The sequence below is a fragment of the Aminobacter sp. MET-1 genome (genome assembly GCF_026521175.1).
Taxonomy (GTDB): Bacteria; Pseudomonadota; Alphaproteobacteria; order Rhizobiales; family Rhizobiaceae; genus Aminobacter.
Genome location: NZ_JAMSHL010000015.1, coordinates 19,297 through 40,950 on the forward strand (window position 1 = coordinate 19,297; position 21,654 = coordinate 40,950).

Below are 21,654 nucleotides of genomic sequence, written 5' to 3' on the forward strand. Positions count from 1 at the left end.
TTGACGCGTCGGAATTTTCCGACATATTGTCGCAGTCATGACCGCTGACATCTTCGCCGCCATCGCCAATCCCGTCCGCCGCCGCATTCTCGAGCTGCTGCTCGAGCGCCCGCGCGCGGCGGGCGAGATCTCGGCCGAGTTCCAGCTCCATCGCCCGGCGGTGTCTGAACATCTCCAGGTGCTGCGGCTCAGCAGGCTGGTCAGGGAAGAGCAGATCGGGCGTACTAGGCAATACAGCCTCAACCCGGAGGCATTGATGGAAGCAAGCGCCTGGATGCGCCCATTCGAACGCTACTGGCAGGAGCGCGTGGCCGCGCTGCGTGCCGTTCTGGAGGAAGACGATGACCAAGATGGCGACAATCGTTCTTGACGAATTCATCGACCAGCCGCCCGTGCGCGTATGGGCGGCGCTGACGCGACCCGAACTGATCGCCAGATGGTGGGCGCCGGGCAATGTCTCGGCCGAGCCCGGCCACCGCTTCACGCTTGACATGGGCAAATGGGGACAGCAGCCCTGCGAGGTGGTTGCCTCCGATCCAGAACGGATGATCAGCTACACCTTCTCGAAATGGATGACGATCACCTGGCGCATCCAGGCCGAAGGCGAGGGCACCAGGCTGACGCTTGAACATTCGGGCTTCGACCTCGACACGCCGCTGGGCCGGCAGGCATATGACGGCATGGGCGCGGGCTGGCCGGCGATCCTCAAGCGGATCTCGGGCGCGCTGCAGGCGCAGGCGGTATAGGGACGGCGTCGGTCAGTTGTCGCCGGTGGTATGGTTGGGCATCGAGCGATCGTGACGTCTGGCAAACTCGATACATTCGTTCAACTTGTCGCGGACGCGTGTCGCGGTCACCAGGTCGAAATTGATGTGGTTTGTCGGTGAACCCTCCGAGCCGGCATAACCATCCGGTATCATGGCGAGCGACACGTAGATCTGCGTGCTGTCGAGCGATTTCTTGACGCGCCACTCGAAGAACGAGCCGGAGTTGATGCCATGCTCTCTGGGAGTTGCATGGATTACGTCGCCAAACAGGACGTTCAAGGATGTAGACCGCGAGAAAAACTTCCTGAACACAGGCCACATTTGTCCTCTGCCTCCCAAGCCCAGCCATCTGTCGCATGCGGCCAGTTTGCCTGCAATGCGTTCGAGCCCGGACAGCAGGGGCAGATCACAGCCTCGCTTCACGGGGCGATCCGTGACGACGGGCGGGGCGATAGCTGCCGGCTTGACGCAGACAAGGATTTGCAGACCCGGAGCGGCGACGTCAGCGTCTGGCAGCAGTCTGCCTGGGGTGCCTTGGCGCTGGCGAAGGCGGTGATAGTCTCGCCGTCGTCGAGCAGTGGAGCATGGTTGTGGCTGGTGACGGATTTGACGGTTTCCCGCCTGAGACGCTGCAGTTTCTGCGCGGGATCGAGGACAACAACAGCAAGTCCTGGTTCGATGCCAACCGCGATCTCTATGAGGCCGGCTACGTGGCGCCGGCCAGGCGCTTCGTTGAAACTGTCGGCCGGCGGCTTGTGACGATTTCGCCGACAGTGCGCTTCGATGCCAGGATCAACGGCTCGATTGCCCGCATCAACCGGGACGTCCGGTTCTCCAAGGACAAGCGGCCCTACAAGAACCATCTCGATATCTGGTTCTGGCATGGCGACAAGAAAGGCTGGGATTGCCCCGGCTTCTACATGCGCATCGCCCCGAGCACGATCTTTCTCGGGACCGGCATGCACAGTTTTGAAAAGCCTGTCCTGGAGGGGTTCAGGCGTGCGGTGACCGCGGATGCTTCCGGAAAGCGCCTGATGGCGGCGATCAATTCGATCGATGGCGCCTACCAGATCGGCGGCGAGACGCGCAAAAGCGTGCCTCGCGGCTTCGACCCCGATCATCCGCGTGCAAGGCTGCTCAAGTTCGAGGGGCTTTATGCCGGAATCGAGCTGCCGGCCAAGGCCGCCGAGGCGTCCGATTTCGCCGGGCAGGCGCTGTCGCATTTCGCCGCGACATGGCCGGTCGGACGCTGGCTGCTGGAGGAGGTGGCGCATTCCTGAGCCAAATGGCGATTGCCGTTTGGGGTGGGATGGCCTACATAGCGCGCAAATCTCCGTTCACTGAAGCAGGATACGCGCGCGTGGCACGCCAGTTCATCTATCACATGTCGGGACTGACCAAGTCCTACGGCACCAAGAAGGTGCTGGATAATCTCAATCTGTCGTTCTACCCGGACGCCAAGATCGGCATCCTAGGCCCCAACGGTGCCGGTAAGTCGACCGTGCTCAAGATCATGGCCGGCCTCGACAAGGAATGGTCGGGCGAGGCCTGGCTGGCCGAAGGCGCCACTGTCGGTTACCTGGCGCAGGAGCCGCATCTCGATCCGGCCAAGACCGTGTTCGAGAACGTCATGGACGGCGTTGCCAAGAAGACGGCCATCATCGAGCGCTACAACGAGCTGATGATGAACTACTCGGACGAGACCGCCGACGAGGGCGCGCGTCTGCAGGACGAAATGGACCGCCTCAACCTCTGGGACCTGGAACAGCAGGTCGAGATGGCCATGGACGCGCTGCAGTGCCCGCCCGGCGATTCCGAAGTGACCCAGCTGTCGGGTGGTGAGCGCCGCCGCATCGCGCTGTGCCGCCTGCTGCTCGAGCAGCCCGACCTTCTGCTGCTCGACGAACCGACCAACCATCTCGACGCCGAGACGACGGCGTGGCTGGAAAAGCACCTGCGCGACTATCCGGGCTCGGTGCTGATCATCACCCACGATCGCTACTTCCTCGACAACGTCACCGGCTGGATCCTCGAGCTCGACCGCGGTCGCGGCATCCCCTACGAGGGCAACTACACCAAGTATCTCGACGCCAAGGCCAAGCGCCTGATCCAGGAAGGCCGCGAGGACGATTCGCGTCAGAAGGCGATCTGGCGCGAGCGCGAGTGGATTGCGTCGTCGCCCAAGGCGCGCCAGACCAAGTCGAAGGCCCGTATCAAGGCCTATGAGGAACTGGTCGAGCAGTCGCAGAACCGCAAGCCGACCGACACCCAGATCGTCATTCCGGCCGGCGAACGCCTCGGCAATGTGGTCATCGAGGTCGACAGCGTGAACAAGGGTTACGGCGACGAGCTGCTGATCGAAAACCTGAACTTCAAGCTGCCGCCCGGCGGCATCGTCGGTGTCATCGGCCCGAACGGCGCCGGCAAGACCACGCTGTTCAAGATGATCACTGGCCAGGAAACGCCCGATAGCGGCACGATCCGTATCGGCGAGACCGTCAAGCTCGGTTATGTCGACCAGAGCCGCGACGCGCTCGACCCGACCAAGACCGTCTGGGAAGAGATCTCCGGCGGCGCCGAAGTCATCAAGCTCGGAAAGCACGAAGTGAACAGCCGCGCCTATTGCTCGTCGTTCAACTTCCGCGGCGGCGACCAGCAGCAGAAGGTCGGCAACCTGTCGGGTGGTCAGCGCAACCGCGTCCACCTCGCCAAGATGCTGAAGAACGGCGGCAACGTGCTGCTGCTCGACGAACCGACCAACGATCTCGACACCGAAACTCTGGGAGCGCTCGAAGACGCTCTGGAAGCCTATGCCGGCTGCGCCGTCATCATCTCCCACGATCGTATGTTCCTCGACCGCATGGCCACCCACATGCTCGCCTATGAAGGCGACGCGCATGTCGAGTGGTTCGAAGGCAACTTCGAAGAATACGAGAAGGACAAGATCCGTCGTCTCGGCGCGGAGGCTGCCGCCCCGCACCGGATGAGCCACAAGCGCCTGACGCGCTAAGGTTTTTGAAAACGCCCCGCCCAAAGCGGGGCGTTTTTGTTTTCAGGCATAGCTTCGGGAGTTTCCGACATGAAAGACTGGTCCGCCACGCAATATCTCAAATTCGAGGACGAGCGGACGCGGCCGTCGCGCGATCTCCTGGCCCAGATACCGCTGGGCCGGCCAAGGAGGGTCGTCGATATCGGCTGCGGTCCCGGCAATTCGACCGAGCTTCTGGTCGAGCGCTGGCCGGAGGCGAAGGTGTCGGGTTTGGACACGTCGCCCGATATGATCGAACAGGCGAGGCTGCGGCTTCCCGGCGTCGATTTCCAGCTCGCCAATGCGCGCGACTGGACGCCGGAAGAACCGGTCGACGTGATCTTCGCCAATGCGGTGTTCCAGTGGCTGCCGGATCATCAAGCTATTCTGGCCCGGCTGATGGGGCTGCTTGCGCCGGGCGGCTACCTTGCGGTGCAGATGCCCGACAATATCGGTGAGCCGTCGCATGTGGCGATGCGCGAGACCGCGGCCTCCGTGCCGTTTGCGGCGAAGATTGCAGGTGCCGCGCGCGGAAAACTGCCGTCGGTCGCTTCCTATTACGATTTGCTTGTCCCGCTGTCGGCGAGGGTCGACATCTGGCACACGGTCTACAATCACCCGCTGGCGGACGCTGCCGCGATCGTCGAATGGGTCAAGGGCACGGGCCTCAAGCCTTTCGTCGATCCGCTGGAGGCAGACGAGCGCGAGGCCTATCTCACGGCGTATGCGGCGCGCATCGCCGCTGCCTATCCGCCTGCTGCCGACGGCAAGGTCCTGTTGCGCTTTCCCAGGCTGTTCATGGTCGCCCAGAGAGGATAAGGCAGCATAGCAGGCTAACTGTCACACAAGGCGTATTCGAACGCTGGCATGTGACATAAACTGCGCGGTGGCGAGTCCGGTGAATACGGGGACAGGACACGCCGGGAACCTTGCGGTTCCTTCTTGTTTGTTGGGGTGGGGTCCTTCGAAGGCAGATGGCCTCTCGGGGCCGTGCCCATGAGTTCATGCGGCGGACGGATTTTCATGCATCGCGTTATCATCAGTGGCATTGGCGTCGAAATTCCCGAGGCTACGATCAGCAATGACGAGCTGGTCGCGAGCTTCAACGCATGGGCCGACGGCGAGAATGCCAGGCGCGAAGCTGCCGGGCAGGAGCCGATCAAGAAATCGGACAGCGATTTCATCGTCTATGCCTCAGGCGTCAAGCAACGCCATGTGCACACGCTTGACGGCATCCTCGATCCTGAAAGGATGAGCCCGCGCATTCCGGCGCGCGCCGACGACGCGCTGTCGGTCGAGGCCGAGTTCGGCGTCGCCTCGGCCCGCAAGGCGCTCGACCATGCCGGGTTGACCGGCGCCGACATCGACATGGTGATCTGTGCTGCCTCGCACCAGCAGCGGCCTTATCCGGCAATCGCCATCGAGATCCAGAAGGAACTCGGCATCGAAGGTGCTGCCTTCGACATGAGCCTCGGCTGCTCGTCGGCGGCGGCTGCGTTGCATGTGGCCTTCAATCTCGTCCGTTCCGGCGGGCAGAAGCGCGTGCTGATCGTCACGCCTGAAATCATCACCGGCCATCTCAATTTCCGCGACCGGCAGACGCATTTCATTTTCGGCGATGCGTCGGTGGCGATGGTCATCGAGGCAATTGGGCCGAAGGAGACGCGGCCGGGGCGTTTCGAGATGCTGGACACGCGCAACTGGACGCAGTTCTCCAACAACATCCGCACCAATTTCGGCTTCCTGCTGCGCGCCGGGCAGGAAAACACCTCCGTCGTCGAGATGGAGGGCAACATGATCAAGCAGGTGGGCAACAAGGTGTTCAAGGAGGTGACGCATGCCGCGCACCGCTTCATCACCGCTTTCCTCGCCGACCACGGCATGACGCCGTCCGACATCAGGCGCTACTGGCTGCATCAGGCCAATGCACGCATGAACGCGATGATCCTGAAGCTGGCGCTCGGTCACGAGGCCGACCACGACACCGCACCGATGGTGCTGGAGCGACTGGGCAACACGGCGGCCGCCGGCGCGATCATCGCGCTCAAGGAGAACCACGAGGATCTGAAGCCGGGCGACCATGGGCTGATCTGCGCCTTCGGCGCCGGCTATTCCATCGGTGGCGCGCTGGTCAGGATGATGTGAGGCCGCTGTGCCGGGCCGTGCGATCCATCATTTCGGATGATCGCTGCGATCAGGCTTATTGGCTGGATTTTCCAGCGGCTACGGATCAAAGCAGCAGTCTGAAACCGAGAGGCTAGAGATGCTCGACCCGACGATGCACAGGGAAGGCGAACCCGAGATTTTGCCGGGCAGAAAGCTCGCGGCGCGGGTTGCCGGCGTGTACACCGCGCCAGCGGACCATTTCGTCACGCAAGCGGTGGCGACGCTGCCGCTGAGCTTCGAGGGTATCGCTGGCGATTTCCATGCCGGACATACACGCCGTTCGGGCGGGCGCGAGCCGTGGTATCCGCGCGGCACCGAGATGCGCAACGAACGCCAGCTGTCCATCGTGGCGCCGGACGAGATGGCGATCGTGGCCGAACGCATGGGCCTGAACGAGATCAAGCCGGAATGGATCGGCGCCAATCTGCTGCTCGACGGCGTGCCGATGCTGTCGATGCTGCCTTCGGGCACGATGTTGTTCTTCAAGGGCGGCGTGACCATCAAGATCGACGGCCAGAACGCGCCATGCCGCGTGGCCGGGCGCTCTATTGCCGAGCATGCACGCATGGCTGATGGCGACGCCGGCTCGCTGCTGTTTCCGAAAGTGTCGCGCCGCCTGCGCGGGCTGGTCGCCTGGGTGGAAAAGCCAGGCGTGATCGCTGCCGGCGAAGAGGTTTCGGTGCGCGTGCCGGAGCAGTGGATCTACAGGGCTTAGACATCAGCGCGGCAGGGTGCTGCTGGTGGTGACCGAGGCTGGGTTCGGCTTTCTGATCGTGGTGACCTTATAGGCCTTTCCCGCCTTGTCGTAGGTCGTCCAGTCGCCGACCTGCACGCCCGCGGCGAAGTGGCCGGAACGTAGCTTGGTGCCGTCCTTGCGGAACCACTCCCAATAGCCCTCGGCCTTGCCGGCGCTCGTCTGCCCGACGATCCAGAGGCTGCCGTCCTTGTGATGGTGGCGATAGGGCTCGGTGCCTGCCGTCATGCGCCTGCTCCTCTCAAGCCGCAACAGGGGCGGAGCAAAGCAGAGATGGCGCCGGCGGGCAACCGTTCGGCGGCGGCCTAGACGTCCTCGTCGTCGGGATCGAGCAGGCGGGTGGCGCGCCAGCGGGTGAGTGTGGCATTGACCTGGTCGATGACGAAGAAGCGGGCGGAATCGCGGTCGTAGCCTTCCGACAAAAGCTTTTCGTAATCGGTGTGGGCGTGGCGGACATGGGCGACGGTCGCCAGCCACACGGCAATCGACGGCGGCAGCGTCTTCATGTGCACGGCAAGCGCGTCGGCGCGGATCACCTCGGTGTCGGCGTAGGGCGCGAGCGGCAGGAGTGCTGTCAGCGCCTTGGCCACGGCGCGCTGGCGGCCGGTGGGGGCTGGCATTCAGGTGTCCTTGCTCGGGCGCGTGGCGTCAGCAATGGCGTCGACCGAGGCGAAATAGGGCTTCAGGTCGATGACAGGCGTGCCGTCGAGCGCGTCGATGGCGTCGAGTTCGATGACCCCTTGCTCGACGTCGAGCGCGACGATGCGGGCGACATGCAGACCTATTGGGTTGGGCCGGGCCGGCGAGCGCAGGGCGAAAACACCTTTTGCGTCAGAGGCATGGCGCGGTTTCTGGACAATCAGATTCCGCGGCGCCTGTTCGAACCAGCTGAGAATGACGACATGGCTGAAGCCGGCGAGCCCGGCGAGGCCGGCACGGTAGGGCGTGTCGACCGTCACGGTTGCCGTGCCGCCGCGCTCGCGGGCGGCATTCATGTTCTTGGGGCAGTCCTCGCGCAGCTTCCAGGGCGACGCGATGCGGCCGATATAGGCGAGGCGGGCGTCGTCGGCATCAGTTGCCGGATCGCCCTGAAGCGCCACTTCGCCGTCGCGCTGTTCGAACATCTGCATGACACCTCCCACAGCCGCGCCATTTTCTTGCCCGCATGCGACATTGGGCGTTGCAATCGCGCGATACGTCACATAAAGATATGTTTATGTCTTTTGGCGAGAACCAAAGCCGATGCATGTGACGCTCGACACCATGGTAGATACCTTGAAGGCGGCAGCCGAATCCAGCCGCCTTCGCATCCTGACGCTGCTTTCGCACGGCGACCTGACGGTTTCCGACATCACGGAGATTCTTAGCCAGTCGCAGCCGCGCGTGTCGCGTCATCTCAAGCTGCTGCTGGAAGCCGGCCTGATCGACCGTTACCAGGAGGGCTCCTGGGCGTTCTTCCGCCTGTCCGACGCCGACCAGGCGCGCGGCTTCGTGCAAGGCCTCGTGGCCGGCATCGACAAGGGCGACGGGCAGGTGAGGCGCGACCTCGAGCGGCTCGATGACGTCAAGCGCAAACGGCAGGAGAGGGCGGCGCATTATTTCAGCGCCAACGCGGCAAGCTGGGACGAGATCCGTTCGCTGCATGCCTCCGACCGTGCCGTCGAGGCCGCTCTCGTCAAGCTGGTCGGCAAGCGGCCGTTCCAGTCGATGCTCGACCTTGGCACCGGCACCGGCCGGCTGCTCGAGATCTTTGCCCCGCTCTATCGCCGCGGCATTGGCATCGACATGTCGCGCGAGATGCTGGCGGTCGCGCGCGCCAATCTCGACAAGGCCGGCATCGCCAACGCCCAGGTTCGCCAGGGCGACATCTTCTCGCCGCCGGTGGAGCGCGACGCCTTCGACCTCGTCACCATCCACCAGGTGCTGCATTATCTCGACGATCCGGCCCGCGCCATCCAGGAGGCCGCGCGCCTGCTGCGCCCGTCGGGACGGCTGGTGATCGTCGACTTCGCTCCCCACGGGCTCGACTTCCTGCGCTCCGAGCATGCGCATGCGCGCCTCGGCTTCTCCGACCGGCAGATCGAGGACTGGCTGTCCGAGGCCGGCCTGGAGCTCGAGGAGACCCAGGAATTCGAACCACGCGGCTCGTCCAAGGCGAGCCTGACCGTGAAACTCTGGCTGGCGCGCGACAGGCGCCTGCTGATCGCCGACCCCAATCCTGAACTTGCGAGGGAAACCGCCTGATGAACCAATTTCCGCTCTCCAGGCGCTCCGACATCGGCAACAAGATCCGTGTTTCCTTCGAGTTCTTCCCTCCCAAGAACGACGACATGGAAGCGCGCCTCTGGGACACGGTGACCCGGCTCGAGCCGCTGCGGCCGCAGTTCGTGTCGGTGACCTATGGCGCCGGCGGCTCGACGCGCGAGCGCACGGCCCGTACGGTCAAGCGCATCCTTGAAGAGTCGACGCTGACGCCGGCAGCGCACATGACCTGTGTCGATGCTTCGCGCGAGGAGGTCGACCAGGTCATCGCAGAATTCGCCGCCATGGGTGTGAAGCGCTTCGTGGCGCTGCGCGGCGACCCCAAGGAGGGCGTTGGCGCCGCCTATCAGCCTTATCCCGGCGGCTACGCCAACGGCGCCGAGCTGGTGGGGGCGCTGAAGGCGCAGGGCGACTTTGACATTTCGGTGTCGGCCTATCCCGAGAAGCACCCCGAGAGCCCCGACTTCGTTACCGATTTCGACATGCTGAAACGCAAGGTCGACAATGGCGCGACGCGTGCCATCACCCAGTTCTTCTTCGACAACGACCTCTACGAGCGCTACGTCGAGCGCGCCCGCAAGGCAGGCATCTACATTCCGATCGTGCCGGGCGTGCTGCCGATCCACAGCTTCACGCAGGTGGCCAACTTTTCCGCCCGCTGTGGCGCGCATGTGCCGAGCTGGCTGGCTGAGCGCTTCGAAGGGCTGGACAGGGACCCGCAGACGCATGCGCTGGTGGCTTCGGCCGTGGCGGTGGAGCAGGTGCTCGATCTGGTCGAGCGCGGCGTCAACGACTTCCACTTCTACACGATGAACCGCGCCGACCTGGTGGTGGCCGTGTGCCACATGATCGGCATCCGTCCGCAGCCGGCATTGCAGGGATCGGCCGCGGCCTGAACGGACGGAAAACGTCGGGAATCAAAAAGGCCGGGAGGGTGATCCCGGCCTTTTCGAAAGCTTCCACCTTGGAGGTGCTTTGGTCTTCCGCCGTCAAGCGGCCTATGGAAGAACTCCGACAATAAGCGCGCCGATGAAGGCAAAGGCAGCGCAAATCATGACTGCATTGATTGACCTAGTCAGTCCCATGCATAGCCTCCTCTTTGCAAGCCACAGGCCGGAATCTAGGGGCATTTCGGTCACACGCAAGGAAAAAATGTGCTGCATTGCGACAGAATTATGAGAAATACGACACGTTTTTTGCTCTTAGCCGTTGGATTTACTTGGTAAATGCACCGGCAAGGGTTGTGGAGAAATTGTGGCTAATCGATTAGCCACGACAGCGCCCAGGCCTCCCATTCAGCCTGCGACGGGGCACTGCAGCAATGTCGGGCAAGGCTCGCCATTTCGAATCCGCCGTCAGGCGCCGGCCGGCTGGCGGCGCTTGAATAGCCGCCCGTCGATGGTGACCAGTCCCAGCGCGATGAGCACCATGCCGCCCAGTTCGAATGGTTCGAGACGCTCGCCCAGGAAGCTCACCGACAGCAGCATGGCGCTTGCCGGCACGATGAGCGTCACCAGCGAGGTGTTGGTGGCGCCGGCCGAGGCCACCAGCTTGAAGAACAGGATATAGGCGAAAGCCGTGGCGACCAGCGCCAGCGCCAGCGTGGCCAGCCAGGCATTGCTGCTGGCTGCAAACAGGCCCGATGTGCCGTAGAGCGCCAGCACGAGCGGAACCATGATGATGGACGAGGCCGTCAGCTGGCCGGTGGCGATGATGGCGGGCGGAACGCCCCTCAGCCTGCGCGCCACCATCAAAGCGAGCGCATAAGAAAGCGAGGCGCCGACAAGGGCGAATTTGGCCCATACGGGGCCGCCGAGCCCGGCGACCATGCCCGGACCGACCATGATGGCGGTGCCGGCGATGCCCAATCCGATGCCGGCCAGCTTGTTCCAGTTCAGTTTCTCGTCGCTGGTGGCGATGTTGGCGATGATGAGGGTCCAGAATGGCGTGGTGGCGTTGAGCACCGAGGCAAGACCGGCGCCGATCTCGGTCTGGCCGAGGCAGATCAGCGAAAACGGGATGACGTTGTTGAGCACCGCCAGAAAGAACAGCGTGCCCATATGAGGTATGGCGAGGCGGAAGGAAGGGCCGCGCAGCAGCAGGAACAGGTGAAGGGCAGCGCCCGCGATCAGCACCCGGAACATCACCAGCTTGAGCGGTACGATCTCGGCGACCGCGATGTGCACGCAGAAGAACGACCCGCCCCAGATGAGGCCCAGAAGCAGCAGCCTTGCCCAGTCACGTGCGCTCATTGCCGATCCCTTCTTCGCTTCGTCACATTCAATCGCTAAGCGCGATTCACCGATAGAGCCACCCGATTCAAAGAGCCTGACGCAACATTCCTGCCAAAGTCCGCCCGGAAATCTGCTCAGGTTGCATCGCAGTCCGCTTGGGTTAGATTTCAGCCGGCACACGAGGAGCTTCCATGCAGCGATTCGAGAATGCACGCGAGGCAGCCCTCGCTCTCCGCCCCGATGCCCCGGTTTATTGCTTCCGGCCGGATGTGCTCAAGGCAGACGCGCGCGCCTTCATGGACATGTTTCCCGGCAAGACCGCCTATGCGGTCAAGACCAATGGCGAGCTGATCGTGCTGAAGGCTCTGGTGGAAGCCGGCGTGACGATGTTCGACGTGGCCTCGCCGGGCGAATTCGCTGCGGTGCGCGAGGTCTCCAAGGAGGCCGAGATGATCTACATGCATCCGGTCAAGGCGCAGTCGGACATCAGGCTGGCGCTGGAGACCTATGGCATCCGCGTCATTGCCGTCGACCACGAGGACGAGATCAACAAGCTGAACCGGGTGGTGCGGGCACTCGATATCGACCCGGGCGCGATCACCGTGTTCGTGCGTGTGCAGACCAAGGGCTCGGCTGCCTACGAGCTGTCGAAGAAGTTCGGGGCAGGGCCGGCCAATGCCGTCGAGCTGGCCGAACGGCTCAACCGCAACGGGTACAAGGTCGGCCTGTGCTTCCATGTCGGCAGCCAGATCGAGGATCCCGATACCTACGAGCGGGCGCTGGCCTCGGTCGACTGGGTGCGCAACCGCGTGTCGTTCGATCTGGCGGGGCTCGATGTCGGCGGGGGCTTCCCGGCCGAATACGGCCATGACCCCAACTCGAAGAAGCCGGCGATGCCCTCGATCGGCCAGATCATGTCGCGCTTTCGCGGCGACCTGAAGGAGTACAATTTCGACGAGATGCCGCTGGTGGCCGAGCCGGGGCGGGTGATCGTGGCGCGCTGCCTGTCGCTGATCGTGCGCGTGCTGTTGCGCAAGGGCAGGCGGCTCTACATCAATGACGGCATCTGGGCATCGCTGTCGGACTCATGGACCGGCAAGATCACCCTGCCGGCGCGCTTCATCCCCGATCCGGCGATCCGCACGCGCAACGGCGACGTCGGCAACATCGTTCCTTTCAAGGTGTGCGGGGCGACCTGCGATTCCGTCGACATCCTGTCGCGGCCATTCTGGCTGCCCGAGACGATCGACACCGGCGACTGGATCGAGATCGGCCATATCGGGGCCTACTCGCTGTCGCTCAGGACCCGTTTCAACGGCTTTTATCCCGATACCTTCGTCGAGGTGACGACGCCGTTCGACGAGGGCGACGCGCCGCAGGGCTTTGCCAGCCTGGAGACGATGGCGGCGGAGTGAGAGGGACAGCGAATAGGGAATAGTGAGTAGGGAAATGGGAGTGGCGGCTTGAACGGCCGTGGGGACGTTCCGATTTACGCACCTTACGCACTACTCACTACTCACTTCTCAAGGCCTTCCCCATGCGCGTTTTCCTTCTCGGCGGCACCGGTTTCATCGGGCGCCATGTCCTGCAGCTTCTCATCGAAGGCGGCCATGAGGTGATCGGCCTCGCTCGCTCCGAAGCGTCGGCTGAACGTCTCGTGGCGGCAGGCGCTGTGCCGCTGCTCGGGGACCTGCGGACACCGCGTGCATGGGTCGGCAAGCTTCCGCCCGTCGATGCCGTGATCCATGCGGCGGCCGATTTCGGCGACGACATGGGGCCTGTCGAGACGGCGCTGCTCGATGCGCTTTTGCCGGTGCTGGGCGCCATGCCAAAGCGGCCGCGCTTCGTCTATACCGGCGGCTGCTGGCTGTTCGGGGCGACGGGAGAGCGTGTGGCCACCGAAGACAGCGCTTTCGATCCGCTGCCGGCCTTCGGCTGGATGATCGACAACATGTGCCGCGTGCTGGAGGCGCCGGGCGTCGAAGGCGTCGTCATTCATCCGGCGATGGTCTACTCCGGCGAAGGCGGCGTGTTTTCGTCGTTCATGGACGCCCTGCGCGAAGGCCAGTCCGTCGACGTCATCGGCTCGCTCGATGTCGTCTGGCCGCTCGTCCATGCCGGCGACCTTGCCGATCTCTATCTGCTGGCCATGGAGCAGGCGCGGCCCGGTTCCGTCTACAACGGCTCGGCCATATCAGGCCTGACCCAGGGCGCGATCATATCGGGCGTGGCGGATTACCTGGGCGTGGAACGTCTGGAGATGCGTGTCGTCAGCGTCGACGAGGCTGCGGAGCGGCTCGGCGAATGGGTGCGCGGCTATGCCATCAGCCAACAGCTGAGCGGTGACAAGGCGCGCGCCGAGCTTGGCTGGAAGCCGCGGCACGAGAGCGCTACGGCGTTGTTTTGAGAATGGCGAAGGGTGAATAGTGAGGTAGGGAATAGTGGGAAGTGGGAGTTTCCAACGGCAAGACGTCGTAATCCTTCCCTATTCCCTCAGAGATCCGCCAGCAGCTCGTCCGTCGGCCAGCCGTCGACTGGCAGCTTGAGGCGCATCTGTTCCTGGCGGATGGCTTCGCGGGTGTTGGTGCCGAGAATGCCATCGATACCGCCGACGTCATAACCCTTGTCGTGGAGCTTCTGCTGCAGGGCCTTCATGGCATCGCCGGTGAGGCCTGCGTCCGGGTTGCCACGGTCGAAGGCGGGCTGGCCGGCGAGGCGGGCAGCGAGGTGGGCCGCCGTCAGCGTGTAGGTCGCCGACTGGTTCCATTCGAGATAGACGTCGTAGTTCTCGTAGGTGAGGAAGGCCGGGCCCTTGCGGCCCATCGGCAGCACCACGCCGGCCTTCAGGCCGTTGTCCTGCAGGGCCGATCCGTCGCGGTTGGTAATGCCCATCTTGGCCCAGTCGGCCAGCGGCAGCTTGTTGGTGCGGCCCGTCAGCGCCCAGTCCATCTCGGCGGGCACGCGGATTTCCTGAACCCAGGGCTCGCCGCGCTTCCAGCCGCGGGATTCGATCTTGCGGGCGGTGGTCAGGATGACGTCGGCCGGGCTGTTGCGCAGGTCGACGATGCCGTCGCCGTCGCCGTCGACGCCGCGCGCCAGATAGTCCGACGGCAGGATCTGGGTCTGGCCGATTTCGCCGGCCCAGGCGCCCTTGACGTCGGCGGGCAGGACATTGCGGTCGATCAGGGTCATCAGCGGCACGATCTGCGGCCGGAACAGGTCGGGACGGCGACAGTCATGGGCAAGCGTGACGAGCGCGTTGAGCGAATTGAAATTGCCCTGGACGGCGCCGAAATCGGTCTCGAGCGCCCAGAAGGCGGCAACCACCGGGCCGGGCACGCCGTAGTCTTGTTCGCCCTTGGCGAAGTAGGTGCCGTATTTCTGGAGGTTCGCAGCACCATGCTTCAGCCGGTAGTCGCTGATCATGCGCTCTGAGAACTGGGTGAAGGTCTGCGAGAACACGCCCTGGGCGCGGTCGCGGTCGAGCACCTTCTGGTCAAGCGTAGCATTGGCGAGCGCCGACAATCCCTTTTCGCCGACGCCCGCAGTGCGGGCCTCGTTGGCAAGGTTCTGCTTCCAGGTGGCGAAGTCGTCGCCGCATTCCAAGGCTGCAGCGGTCGCGCTTTGGGGGACGGCAGCGGTGTCCTGGGCCGCCGCGGGCAGGGCGGCAGTGGCAAAAAGGATGGCGATCAGCGCCTTGCTCGGCAGTCTCATTGGGCAGGTCTCCTGCTTGGCCCGTCACGTCGAGCTTCGTGCCTTCGCAAAATGGCGAAATCAGGCTGACGGCCAAGTCATTGTCTTTGCCGGCCTTCTATAGAACCGGCGCGAGGGCCGCACCCCCTCTTCTTGTCGCATCTGCCATGCGAAATGTGCAGCCCGGCGGTGCAGACCGGGCGTCTGGAGTGCTACTTCGTGTTGGCGGCCAGCCACTTCTTCCAGTGGGTTTCGGTGCCGTTGAACACGTTGATGTCGGCATTGCCCCGGATGCCCGGCACGACACCGGTTCCGGTGTACTGCCAGAAGGTGAAGGGATGGCTGCCATATCTCGATGACGGATGGCCAGCCACCGAGCGCAGCCAGTAGGGATAGCCTGTGAACGTCGACAGGTTGTTGTCCTCGAAGAAGTCGATCGAGGTGTAGATGACCGGCTTCTTGCCATAGTGCCTTTCGACGATGTCGAGGAAGATCTTCATCTCGCTGCGCACGGTGGCGGCTGCCGGCCTCAGCTTGCAGCTCGGCGACTGCGGGTTCCATTCCATGTCGAGGATGGGCGGCAGCGACGAACGCTCGTTGGGCACGTTCTGGATGAACCAGCGCGCCTGTTCGGCGGCAGGGCGGCAGAAATAGTAGAAATGATAGGCGCCGCGCGGCACGCCGGCCGACTTGGTGGCGCGCCAGTGCTCGTCGAAATAGTCGTCGACGCGGTCGCCGCCCTCGGTCGCCTTGATGAAGGCAAAGGAGATGCCGCTGTCCTTGGCCTGCGGCCAGTCGATCGAGGTCTGGTATTTTGATACGTCGGTGCCGTGGACGGCATAGGTCCAGGGCGCGCCGCTCTCCCACTGATGCGGGTCGCTGTCCTCGAAGCGCGGGTTCCTGACCGACACGTTGGACGCCGTGACCGTCGAGTTGCCGACGGGGGCGAGCGACAGCGTGTCCGCCGTCGAGCAGGCGCTGAGGAAGGCAAGCAGCAAGAGGGCCGAAGCGCGGCGCATCACGTCTCCCAGGGACCGGCACGGCCGATCGGAACGAGCATCTAAGGAGCCGACCTTGCGGTCAGGCAGATTTGTGATGGATCGCGGCTATATCCCACGCGGCCGCATATCCCCTCCCTGTCTTCGCCGATCATGGTTGATAAAGGGTTGATCGTGCTCGACAGCCTTCCCGATTTGCGTGAGGAATGACGGCAATTCCATGGCGAAAGCATGGTTCCCGGCGGAGGAAGCAATGCGCATTGTTGGCAAGATTATCAAATGGTTTGCGGCCCTTGTTGTCCTTGCGGTCGCCGCCTTGGCCGGCTGGCTCTATTTCGCGCCGCCGGCGCTGATCCGTGTCGGTTCGGGTTATGCGGCCAAGATCGTCTGTTCCAACGTCTTCGTTGCAGGGCGCGATGCCGGCCAGGTGCTGGCCGACGACGTGCAGGCGCCGGGCCATCCGCTGCTTCGGCTGATGTCGGTGAGTGTCGACAAGGAGGCGGGCACTGTGCGGGCAGGGCTGTTCGGCGTCTTCGGCCGGGGGCTTGCGGTTGCCCATGAAGGTGCCGGCTGCACGACCGTCCCCGACGGCGACCTTGCGGCTGCCAGGCTGGGCGCCGTGCCGGCAGCACCTGCCGCCAACAAGGACGCGCTGTGGCCCGAAGGCGACAAGGTCGAGCCGTCGCAGGCGCCCGGGATCAACGCCATCCTCGACGATGCGGCGCTGGCCGGACCGGGCGTGCGAGCCGTCGTCGTGGTCCAGAACGGGCGCATCGTCGGCGAACGCTACGCCGAGGGGTTCAGCGCTGAGACACCGCTGCTCGGCTGGTCGATGACCAAGACGGTGACTGCGGCGATCATCGGCACGCTGGTCGGCGACGGCAGGATGGCGGTCGACAAGACCGGCCTGCGCGATGCCTGGAAGGGCGACGGCCGCGCGGCGATCAGCCTCGCCGACCTGATGGCGATGTCGAGCGGACTGGAATTCAACGAGGACTATGGCGACGTCACCGACGTCACCCGCATGCTTTATCTCGAACCCGACATGGCCGGGTTCGCGGGCGGCAAGCCGCTTGCGGGTGAGGTCGGCAAGGTGTTTTCCTATTCGAGCGGCACGACGGTGCTGCTCTCGCGCCTCTGGCAGGATGCGGTGGCCGATCCGGCCAAGGCACTGGCCTGGCCGCGCGAGCGGCTGTTCGGGCCGCTCGGCATGTCGAGCGCTATCCTCGAGGTCGATGCGCGCGGCACCTTTGCCGGCTCGTCCTACATGTATGCGACCGCCCATGACTGGGCCCGTTTCGGCCAGTTCCTTCTGCAGGACGGTGTCTGGAACGGCACGCGCATCCTGCCCGAGGGTTATGTCCGGTGGATGCGCGAAAAGGCGCCGGCCGCCACGCATGGCGAGTATGGCCGCGGGCAGCTGTGGCTGCAGGGACCGGAAGGCGGAACCCCGGTGGGCCAGAATCCCGACACCGGCTTCGACCTGCCTGCCGATACCTTCTGGATGCAGGGCCATGACGGGCAGACGGTGGCGATTGCACCGTCGGCCAATCTGGTGGTGGTCAGGCTGGGCCTGACGCCGTCAAAGCTGCACTACAAGCCGCAGGCGATGCTTGCGGCATTGATCGGCGCCATGCGCTGAGGTCTTGGCAACGGCCGATGCGAGGTTTTGGCATCAGATGACCGTCGAATGCGGATTGGCGAGTTCCGCATTCGACGTCGTATCCAGGGCGTCTGGATTATTCCTGGCGCGCCTGCCGCTTCTTGCGCCAGGGCGCGTCGGCCTGCCAGTCGCCGGCCATGATGCAGCCATATGGCAACACCTCGTCGACGACTTCCGCCAGGCCGTAGCGCTCGATCTGGCGTCGCACGGCGCTGGCGTTCTTGTAGGCGCTTGGCAACTCCGAGATATCGGTTCTTCCGGTGAAGAAGCGGGCGTCTATGCCCTTCGTCTCCGCGGCAAAGATTTCGGCGTCGCTTCGCCCGGCCTGCTGCCGCTTGTGCTGGGTGCGCGAGTAGTTTCGCCCCGCGCCGTGCGGCGAGAAGCCGAGCCCGTTGTCGGCATTCTTGCCGCGCACGATCAGCACTGGCTCTGCCATGTTGAGCGGGATCAGCGTCAGGTCGGTGGCATCGTGCGCCCAGCCGTCAAAGGCCGGTGTCGCGCCCTTGCCGTGGTAGAACAGGCCGTCCGAACGGCGGAAGACAAAGTTGTGTTCGTTCCAGAACCGGTCGGACACCCGCGCCGACAGCTTTTCGGCCGCCATGTCGTGGATGACCAGATGGTTGCCCTTGGTCCATTCGCGAATGGCCTGCAAAGCCTCCCAGTAGAGATCGCCCTCTGCCGTGTCGGCCGGAATCCACGCGTTCTGCGGCAAGGTTTCCGGCGACTTTTCCTGGCGCACCGCTTCGGCGATCTTCATGCCCTTGGTGTAAAGACGGGCGCCTGGCGCACGCGAGCCGTGATGCGTCACCAGCGCGGTCTCGCCGGTCGATTTGATCGTGCCGACAAAGGCGAAATGGTTGCCGTCGCCCTGCGTCCCGAAATGTTCGATCGCCGCACTCGTCGCGTCGCTCAACAGCCTGTTGGCTGCGAAGCGCTCGAGGATCGCTGCATCCGGACGCAGTTGCTGGCCACGCGGACGTCCGCCCGGTCCGAAATGCGTGATCGCGTGCACAGCGTCGAGCAATGCCGCCGGAGCCACGCCGGGAAACACCGAGATGGCCATGGAGCAGCAGATGTCGGCCGAGTGCATGCCCGGATGTATGGCCTCAGACACGGCAATGCCGCCGACCGGAATGGTGCCCAGCGGTCCCGCCGGGCAGGCATCGGGCATGATCGCGCCGGTGCGCACCACAGGGGTGCGCATCAGCGCCTGCATGCTGGCGGCGACAGCGTCGATGTTTGCCTGCTCATCGGGCGTTTCAGCCTCGATGTTGAGGTGGAACGGGATCGCGCCGGACGCGTGCAAAGGCACAGTCGGCGGCGGCGCGAAGCCGAGCGCGATCTGGAGGGCGTCGGCATGCGATCCCCCCTTGTCCAGCAGTTCGTTGGCTGCAGCGAGGGCGGGCGCGAACCATTTGCCCTGGCGCATGCCGGCGTCGATCAAATCCTGTCCGCTCAGTACTTCTTTCATGTCAGTTGCTTTCAAACTGGCCGCGGCTGCGGCCGAATTGCATTGGGACGACACGCGGATGTTCAGGAAAGCAAGGCTTTCAACGTTCAGCCTTCCGTCACCCGCACGATGCGCCGCCTCCATTGCGGCCTCACTTCATTCGCTCATTTGCCAACACAGCAGACGACAATCATTTGCCGGACTTCCGCCTGTCCGGTGAAGGACAGACGGGGTGGGATCGAACCACCCAGCACCAGATGTAGTCCCGCAGGCATTCGACCTGCCGTGTCTCGACCGGCGACAAGAACGGCAGGACGAAATCTGAGCTACTTTCGTTCCCAGGCAACTTGCCTGGAGATCGAAGGGGTGGCTTGAACACCCGACCTCCCCAGTCTTTCGACGTGGGCGCTCTATCCTGTAGTCCGGCCTGCATTCGCCAATTCGGTTCGGACGCGGCGACAAAATAGGATGAAACTCCGGGGTCCCGCTCGTGCCAGAGAGCGCATGCAATTGGTGAGGAGTCGAACCTCACGGATTTCCCGATCTAGATGCTGTAGTTCCATCCGGCATTCGCCGCGTCCGTGTTTTCAAGATGTGACGACAAAAAGTCTTGAAACGTTCTCTTCTGCTCTACCGCTGAGCTACGGTCCCATGGTGTCGGGATCGGCGGGGATCGAACCCGCGACACGAAGTGTGGATGTAGTTTCAAAAGCATTCGTCACGCCATCTGTTTTCTTCCTTTTCCGTTGCCGTTCGTTGCCGGATGCGCTGGCCATGACGACAAGAGTGATGAAACTTCACCTTTCGGTGACACCTGCTCTATCCGCTGAGCTACGGGTCCATGGTGGAGGACCCGGCGGGATTCGAACCCGCGACCCGGAGGTTTCTGACCTGTAGTTCCATCGGCATTCGTCATGCCCCCGCGTTTCCGTGCTCCCGGCGACAGGTGCCGCCGGGAGCGTGATCAAAGTTCGGTGGCGTCGATCGTTTGGACCCAATGGTCCGGATCGCCATTCGCCGACATTGCGCCGATCACCGCAAAGACCTGGTCGGAGAAGCCCCCGATGTTGAGTACATCCGGTCCTCCCCAAGCCTGGGTCGTGGTGTTCGGCTGGATGTCGATGCAGACCAGCCTGGCCTCAGGATTGTCCTGCTTCAGCCTGCGCCAGTTCTGCATCGTTGCCGTGCCGTGATGCGTTCGTGCCCGATCGTCCAGCCAGGATTCGTTGTCCGATATGAACACCATCAGGTCGACCTTGGCCCGCTGCTTCACCAGCCTGGCAAGCGGCGCCGAACAGTTTGTCCCCCCACCACCTATCGCCGCGAGCTTCTGTGCGTTGGTCATCACCGTATCGCGAGCGTTGAGATGGATGTCCACCACATCGCCCTCGAAGGGCAGGACCCTGGCGTTCGGGTTGCGCCGCAGCAGTGCGGCGGCCACCAGGGCAGCCACATCGATGCAGCGCACCGCCGTCGTCGAGCCCTTGCGGTATCCGGTCACGGGAGACCCCATGGAACCGGAGACATCAGGGCAGACGACGACATTCCCCTCGATGGCTGGAACATTGGCGATCGCCAGTTCCATGGCATCCTGCAAGGCATCCCGGATCACCGGCGGCACGCCGGGGACGAGATTGTTGAACGCCACCATCAACTGGTAGGGGAACACCCGCGACCGACTTACCTCACCCTTGTCGCTCAGGCGCCTGGCCAGCTTTTCCGCGAACCCTTCCACCTCGAACACGCCGTTGCGCGCAAAGGTGTTCAGGTTCTGCCGCAGCATCTGCCAGCCGGCCGTTTCCGCGATCTGTACCCAGTGCTCCCTGGTCAGCGGCACCGAAGTCAGCATCTGGAACGGAACAGCCGGCAAGGGCTGCGAGGGGTTACGCTTGAACGCCTCGAAAGCCTTCGCCACGTCAGGCAATGCGTCGACATCGTGCGGCTTGCCGATGAGGTAGCCATAAAGAGCCTCACGCGATGCCGAGACCGGCTTCGGGTGAACCATCTTGATGACGTCTGCCAATGACGGGTCGTTGCCGACGGCCGCACGCATGATTTCGACGTCGGCGGCCTGCTCCAGCCATTTCTGCACCAGCCGCTTGGGACGCGTGCCCAGGGACTTGCGCCCCGTCGCTCCTGAGCGCATGACCTGCACGAAGTTGCGCAGCATCTTGCCGTTCCTGACGATGCGACCGAAGGCGCGCTCGAACTCGTTGCCCTGCATCTGTGACAGGACGGCGAGAAGCAGAGCGGGCATGTCCTTCATGTAGCCGCGTTCGAAAGCATGCACCGCAGTCTTGGCCAGAAAGTCCGGCTCGACCTGCCAGGCAAGCTTGAGAACCTCGTCCAGCTGCTCCCGCGCATCGGCATAGAAGGTCGCGTTGAACGTTCCCGTCGATGCCAGCTGTGCCAGCGCCTGGTGCGGCGTCAGGCCGTAAGCCTGGGCGCCCTCATGGTTCCTGGCGTCGGCGCGCGGGAGCAGCTTTCCCGCTATCGTCGCAAACACGGATTTGTTTGCCATCTCTTTCATCCCTCTGTTCACGCAAACTACATTTCAAGTCGCGTGCCAGTTTGCCAAAGAGGCGAGGAACCACCTGACGATTTTTGCTAACTTATTGAAAATAAACAAAACAAAGTTT

21 protein-coding genes are annotated in these 21,654 nt (G+C 63.7%); 12 read left to right on the forward strand and 9 right to left on the reverse strand.

Features of this window, described 5'->3' with window-relative positions; all coding sequences use genetic code 11:
• Positions 1 to 37: 37 nt before the first annotated feature.
• Both NDO48_RS19755 and NDO48_RS19760 read left to right on the forward strand, forming a co-directional pair.
• Complete coding sequence (locus NDO48_RS19755; RefSeq protein WP_267322188.1) at positions 38 to 370, forward strand: ArsR/SmtB family transcription factor; 333 nt, start codon at positions 38 to 40, stop codon at positions 368 to 370.
• A complete protein-coding gene (locus NDO48_RS19760; RefSeq protein ID WP_267322189.1) occupies positions 342 to 746 on the forward strand; it encodes an SRPBCC family protein in 405 nt (134 codons plus the stop codon). Before NDO48_RS19755 ends, NDO48_RS19760 begins: the two co-directional genes overlap by 29 nt.
• 12 nt (positions 747 to 758) lie before the next feature.
• On the opposite strand, the gene NDO48_RS19765 is transcribed toward NDO48_RS19760, so the two are convergent.
• Entirely contained in the window at positions 759 to 1,046 is a 288-nt protein-coding gene (locus NDO48_RS19765; RefSeq protein WP_267322190.1) for a hypothetical protein, read from the reverse strand.
• A gap of 305 nt (positions 1,047 to 1,351) precedes the next feature.
• Here NDO48_RS19765 and NDO48_RS19770 point away from each other — a divergent pair, with 305 nt between their 5' ends.
• The 5 genes from NDO48_RS19770 to NDO48_RS19790 all read left to right on the forward strand — a co-directional run bounded on the left by NDO48_RS19770 (position 1,352) and on the right by NDO48_RS19790 (position 6,676).
• Positions 1,352 to 2,047 (forward strand): DUF2461 domain-containing protein, encoded by a 696-nt coding sequence (locus tag NDO48_RS19770; RefSeq protein WP_267322191.1) that lies wholly within the window; start codon positions 1,352 to 1,354, stop codon positions 2,045 to 2,047.
• 80 nt (positions 2,048 to 2,127) lie between these two features.
• On the forward strand, positions 2,128 to 3,777 hold the full coding sequence (gene ettA / locus NDO48_RS19775; RefSeq protein WP_267322192.1) for an energy-dependent translational throttle protein EttA: 1,650 nt from the start codon (positions 2,128 to 2,130) through the stop codon (positions 3,775 to 3,777).
• 69 nt (positions 3,778 to 3,846) lie between these two features.
• Positions 3,847 to 4,614: a trans-aconitate 2-methyltransferase gene (gene tam / locus NDO48_RS19780; protein WP_267322193.1), complete on the forward strand. Its 768-nt coding sequence runs from the start codon at positions 3,847 to 3,849 to the stop codon at positions 4,612 to 4,614.
• Between the two features lie 204 nt (positions 4,615 to 4,818).
• A complete protein-coding gene (locus NDO48_RS19785) occupies positions 4,819 to 5,940 on the forward strand; it encodes a beta-ketoacyl-ACP synthase III (protein WP_267322194.1) in 1,122 nt (373 codons plus the stop codon).
• Positions 5,941 to 6,058: 118 nt separating this feature from the next.
• The gene (locus tag NDO48_RS19790) at positions 6,059 to 6,676 is read left to right on the forward strand and encodes an MOSC domain-containing protein (RefSeq protein WP_018428622.1); all 618 of its coding nucleotides are present in this window, start codon (positions 6,059 to 6,061) and stop codon (positions 6,674 to 6,676) included.
• Between the two features lie 3 nt (positions 6,677 to 6,679).
• Here the strand turns inward: NDO48_RS19790 and NDO48_RS19795 are convergent, their stop codons facing one another.
• The 3 genes from NDO48_RS19795 to tsaA all read right to left on the reverse strand — a co-directional run bounded on the left by NDO48_RS19795 (position 6,680) and on the right by tsaA (position 7,839).
• The gene (locus tag NDO48_RS19795; protein WP_267322195.1) at positions 6,680 to 6,943 is read right to left on the reverse strand and encodes a toxin-antitoxin system YwqK family antitoxin; all 264 of its coding nucleotides are present in this window, start codon (positions 6,941 to 6,943) and stop codon (positions 6,680 to 6,682) included.
• A gap of 77 nt (positions 6,944 to 7,020) precedes the next feature.
• Positions 7,021 to 7,335: a DUF2293 domain-containing protein gene (locus NDO48_RS19800; protein WP_018428619.1), complete on the reverse strand. Its 315-nt coding sequence runs from the start codon at positions 7,333 to 7,335 to the stop codon at positions 7,021 to 7,023.
• On the reverse strand, positions 7,336 to 7,839 hold the full coding sequence (gene tsaA, locus NDO48_RS19805) for a tRNA (N6-threonylcarbamoyladenosine(37)-N6)-methyltransferase TrmO (RefSeq protein ID WP_267322264.1): 504 nt from the start codon (positions 7,837 to 7,839) through the stop codon (positions 7,336 to 7,338). It abuts the gene before it with no gap.
• A gap of 118 nt (positions 7,840 to 7,957) precedes the next feature.
• On the opposite strand from tsaA, the gene NDO48_RS19810 reads away from it, so the two are divergent.
• Together NDO48_RS19810 and metF are read left to right on the forward strand one after the other, a co-directional pair.
• Positions 7,958 to 8,959, forward strand: coding sequence for an ArsR/SmtB family transcription factor (locus NDO48_RS19810; protein ID WP_018428617.1), 1,002 nt, complete (start codon positions 7,958 to 7,960; stop codon positions 8,957 to 8,959).
• Positions 8,959 to 9,873, forward strand: a complete 915-nt coding sequence (metF, locus tag NDO48_RS19815) for a methylenetetrahydrofolate reductase [NAD(P)H] (RefSeq protein ID WP_267322196.1) — start codon at positions 8,959 to 8,961, stop codon at positions 9,871 to 9,873. The genes NDO48_RS19810 and metF overlap by 1 nt, the downstream gene beginning before the upstream one ends.
• A gap of 459 nt (positions 9,874 to 10,332) precedes the next feature.
• Here the strand turns inward: metF and NDO48_RS19820 are convergent, their stop codons facing one another.
• Complete coding sequence (locus tag NDO48_RS19820; RefSeq protein ID WP_267322197.1) at positions 10,333 to 11,229, reverse strand: DMT family transporter; 897 nt, start codon at positions 11,227 to 11,229, stop codon at positions 10,333 to 10,335.
• A gap of 173 nt (positions 11,230 to 11,402) precedes the next feature.
• Between NDO48_RS19820 and NDO48_RS19825 the strand changes: the two genes are divergently transcribed.
• The gene (locus tag NDO48_RS19825) at positions 11,403 to 12,626 is read left to right on the forward strand and encodes an alanine racemase (RefSeq protein WP_267322198.1); all 1,224 of its coding nucleotides are present in this window, start codon (positions 11,403 to 11,405) and stop codon (positions 12,624 to 12,626) included.
• Positions 12,627 to 12,748: 122 nt separating this feature from the next.
• Complete coding sequence (locus NDO48_RS19830; protein WP_267322199.1) at positions 12,749 to 13,618, forward strand: NAD-dependent epimerase/dehydratase family protein; 870 nt, start codon at positions 12,749 to 12,751, stop codon at positions 13,616 to 13,618.
• An 86-nt stretch (positions 13,619 to 13,704) separates the two neighbouring features.
• Here the strand turns inward: NDO48_RS19830 and NDO48_RS19835 are convergent, their stop codons facing one another.
• Together NDO48_RS19835 and NDO48_RS19840 are read right to left on the reverse strand one after the other, a co-directional pair.
• Positions 13,705 to 14,925 (reverse strand): lytic murein transglycosylase, encoded by a 1,221-nt coding sequence (locus NDO48_RS19835; protein WP_267322200.1) that lies wholly within the window; start codon positions 14,923 to 14,925, stop codon positions 13,705 to 13,707.
• Positions 14,926 to 15,116: 191 nt separating this feature from the next.
• Entirely contained in the window at positions 15,117 to 15,923 is an 807-nt protein-coding gene (locus NDO48_RS19840; RefSeq protein WP_267322201.1) for a GH25 family lysozyme, read from the reverse strand.
• Positions 15,924 to 16,155: 232 nt separating this feature from the next.
• On the opposite strand from NDO48_RS19840, the gene NDO48_RS19845 reads away from it, so the two are divergent.
• Positions 16,156 to 17,544 carry a serine hydrolase domain-containing protein gene (locus NDO48_RS19845; protein ID WP_267322202.1) on the forward strand — a complete coding sequence of 463 codons (1,389 nt, stop codon included), beginning with the start codon at positions 16,156 to 16,158 and terminating at the stop codon, positions 17,542 to 17,544.
• 97 nt (positions 17,545 to 17,641) lie between these two features.
• Here NDO48_RS19845 and NDO48_RS19850 read toward each other — a convergent pair whose 3' ends face one another.
• Together NDO48_RS19850 and NDO48_RS19855 are read right to left on the reverse strand one after the other, a co-directional pair.
• A complete protein-coding gene (locus NDO48_RS19850) occupies positions 17,642 to 19,036 on the reverse strand; it encodes an RtcB family protein (RefSeq protein ID WP_198292860.1) in 1,395 nt (464 codons plus the stop codon).
• Positions 19,037 to 19,979: 943 nt separating this feature from the next.
• Positions 19,980 to 21,536, reverse strand: a complete 1,557-nt coding sequence (locus tag NDO48_RS19855) for a vWA domain-containing protein (RefSeq protein ID WP_267322203.1) — start codon at positions 21,534 to 21,536, stop codon at positions 19,980 to 19,982.
• Between the last annotated feature and the right edge of the window lie 118 nt (positions 21,537 to 21,654).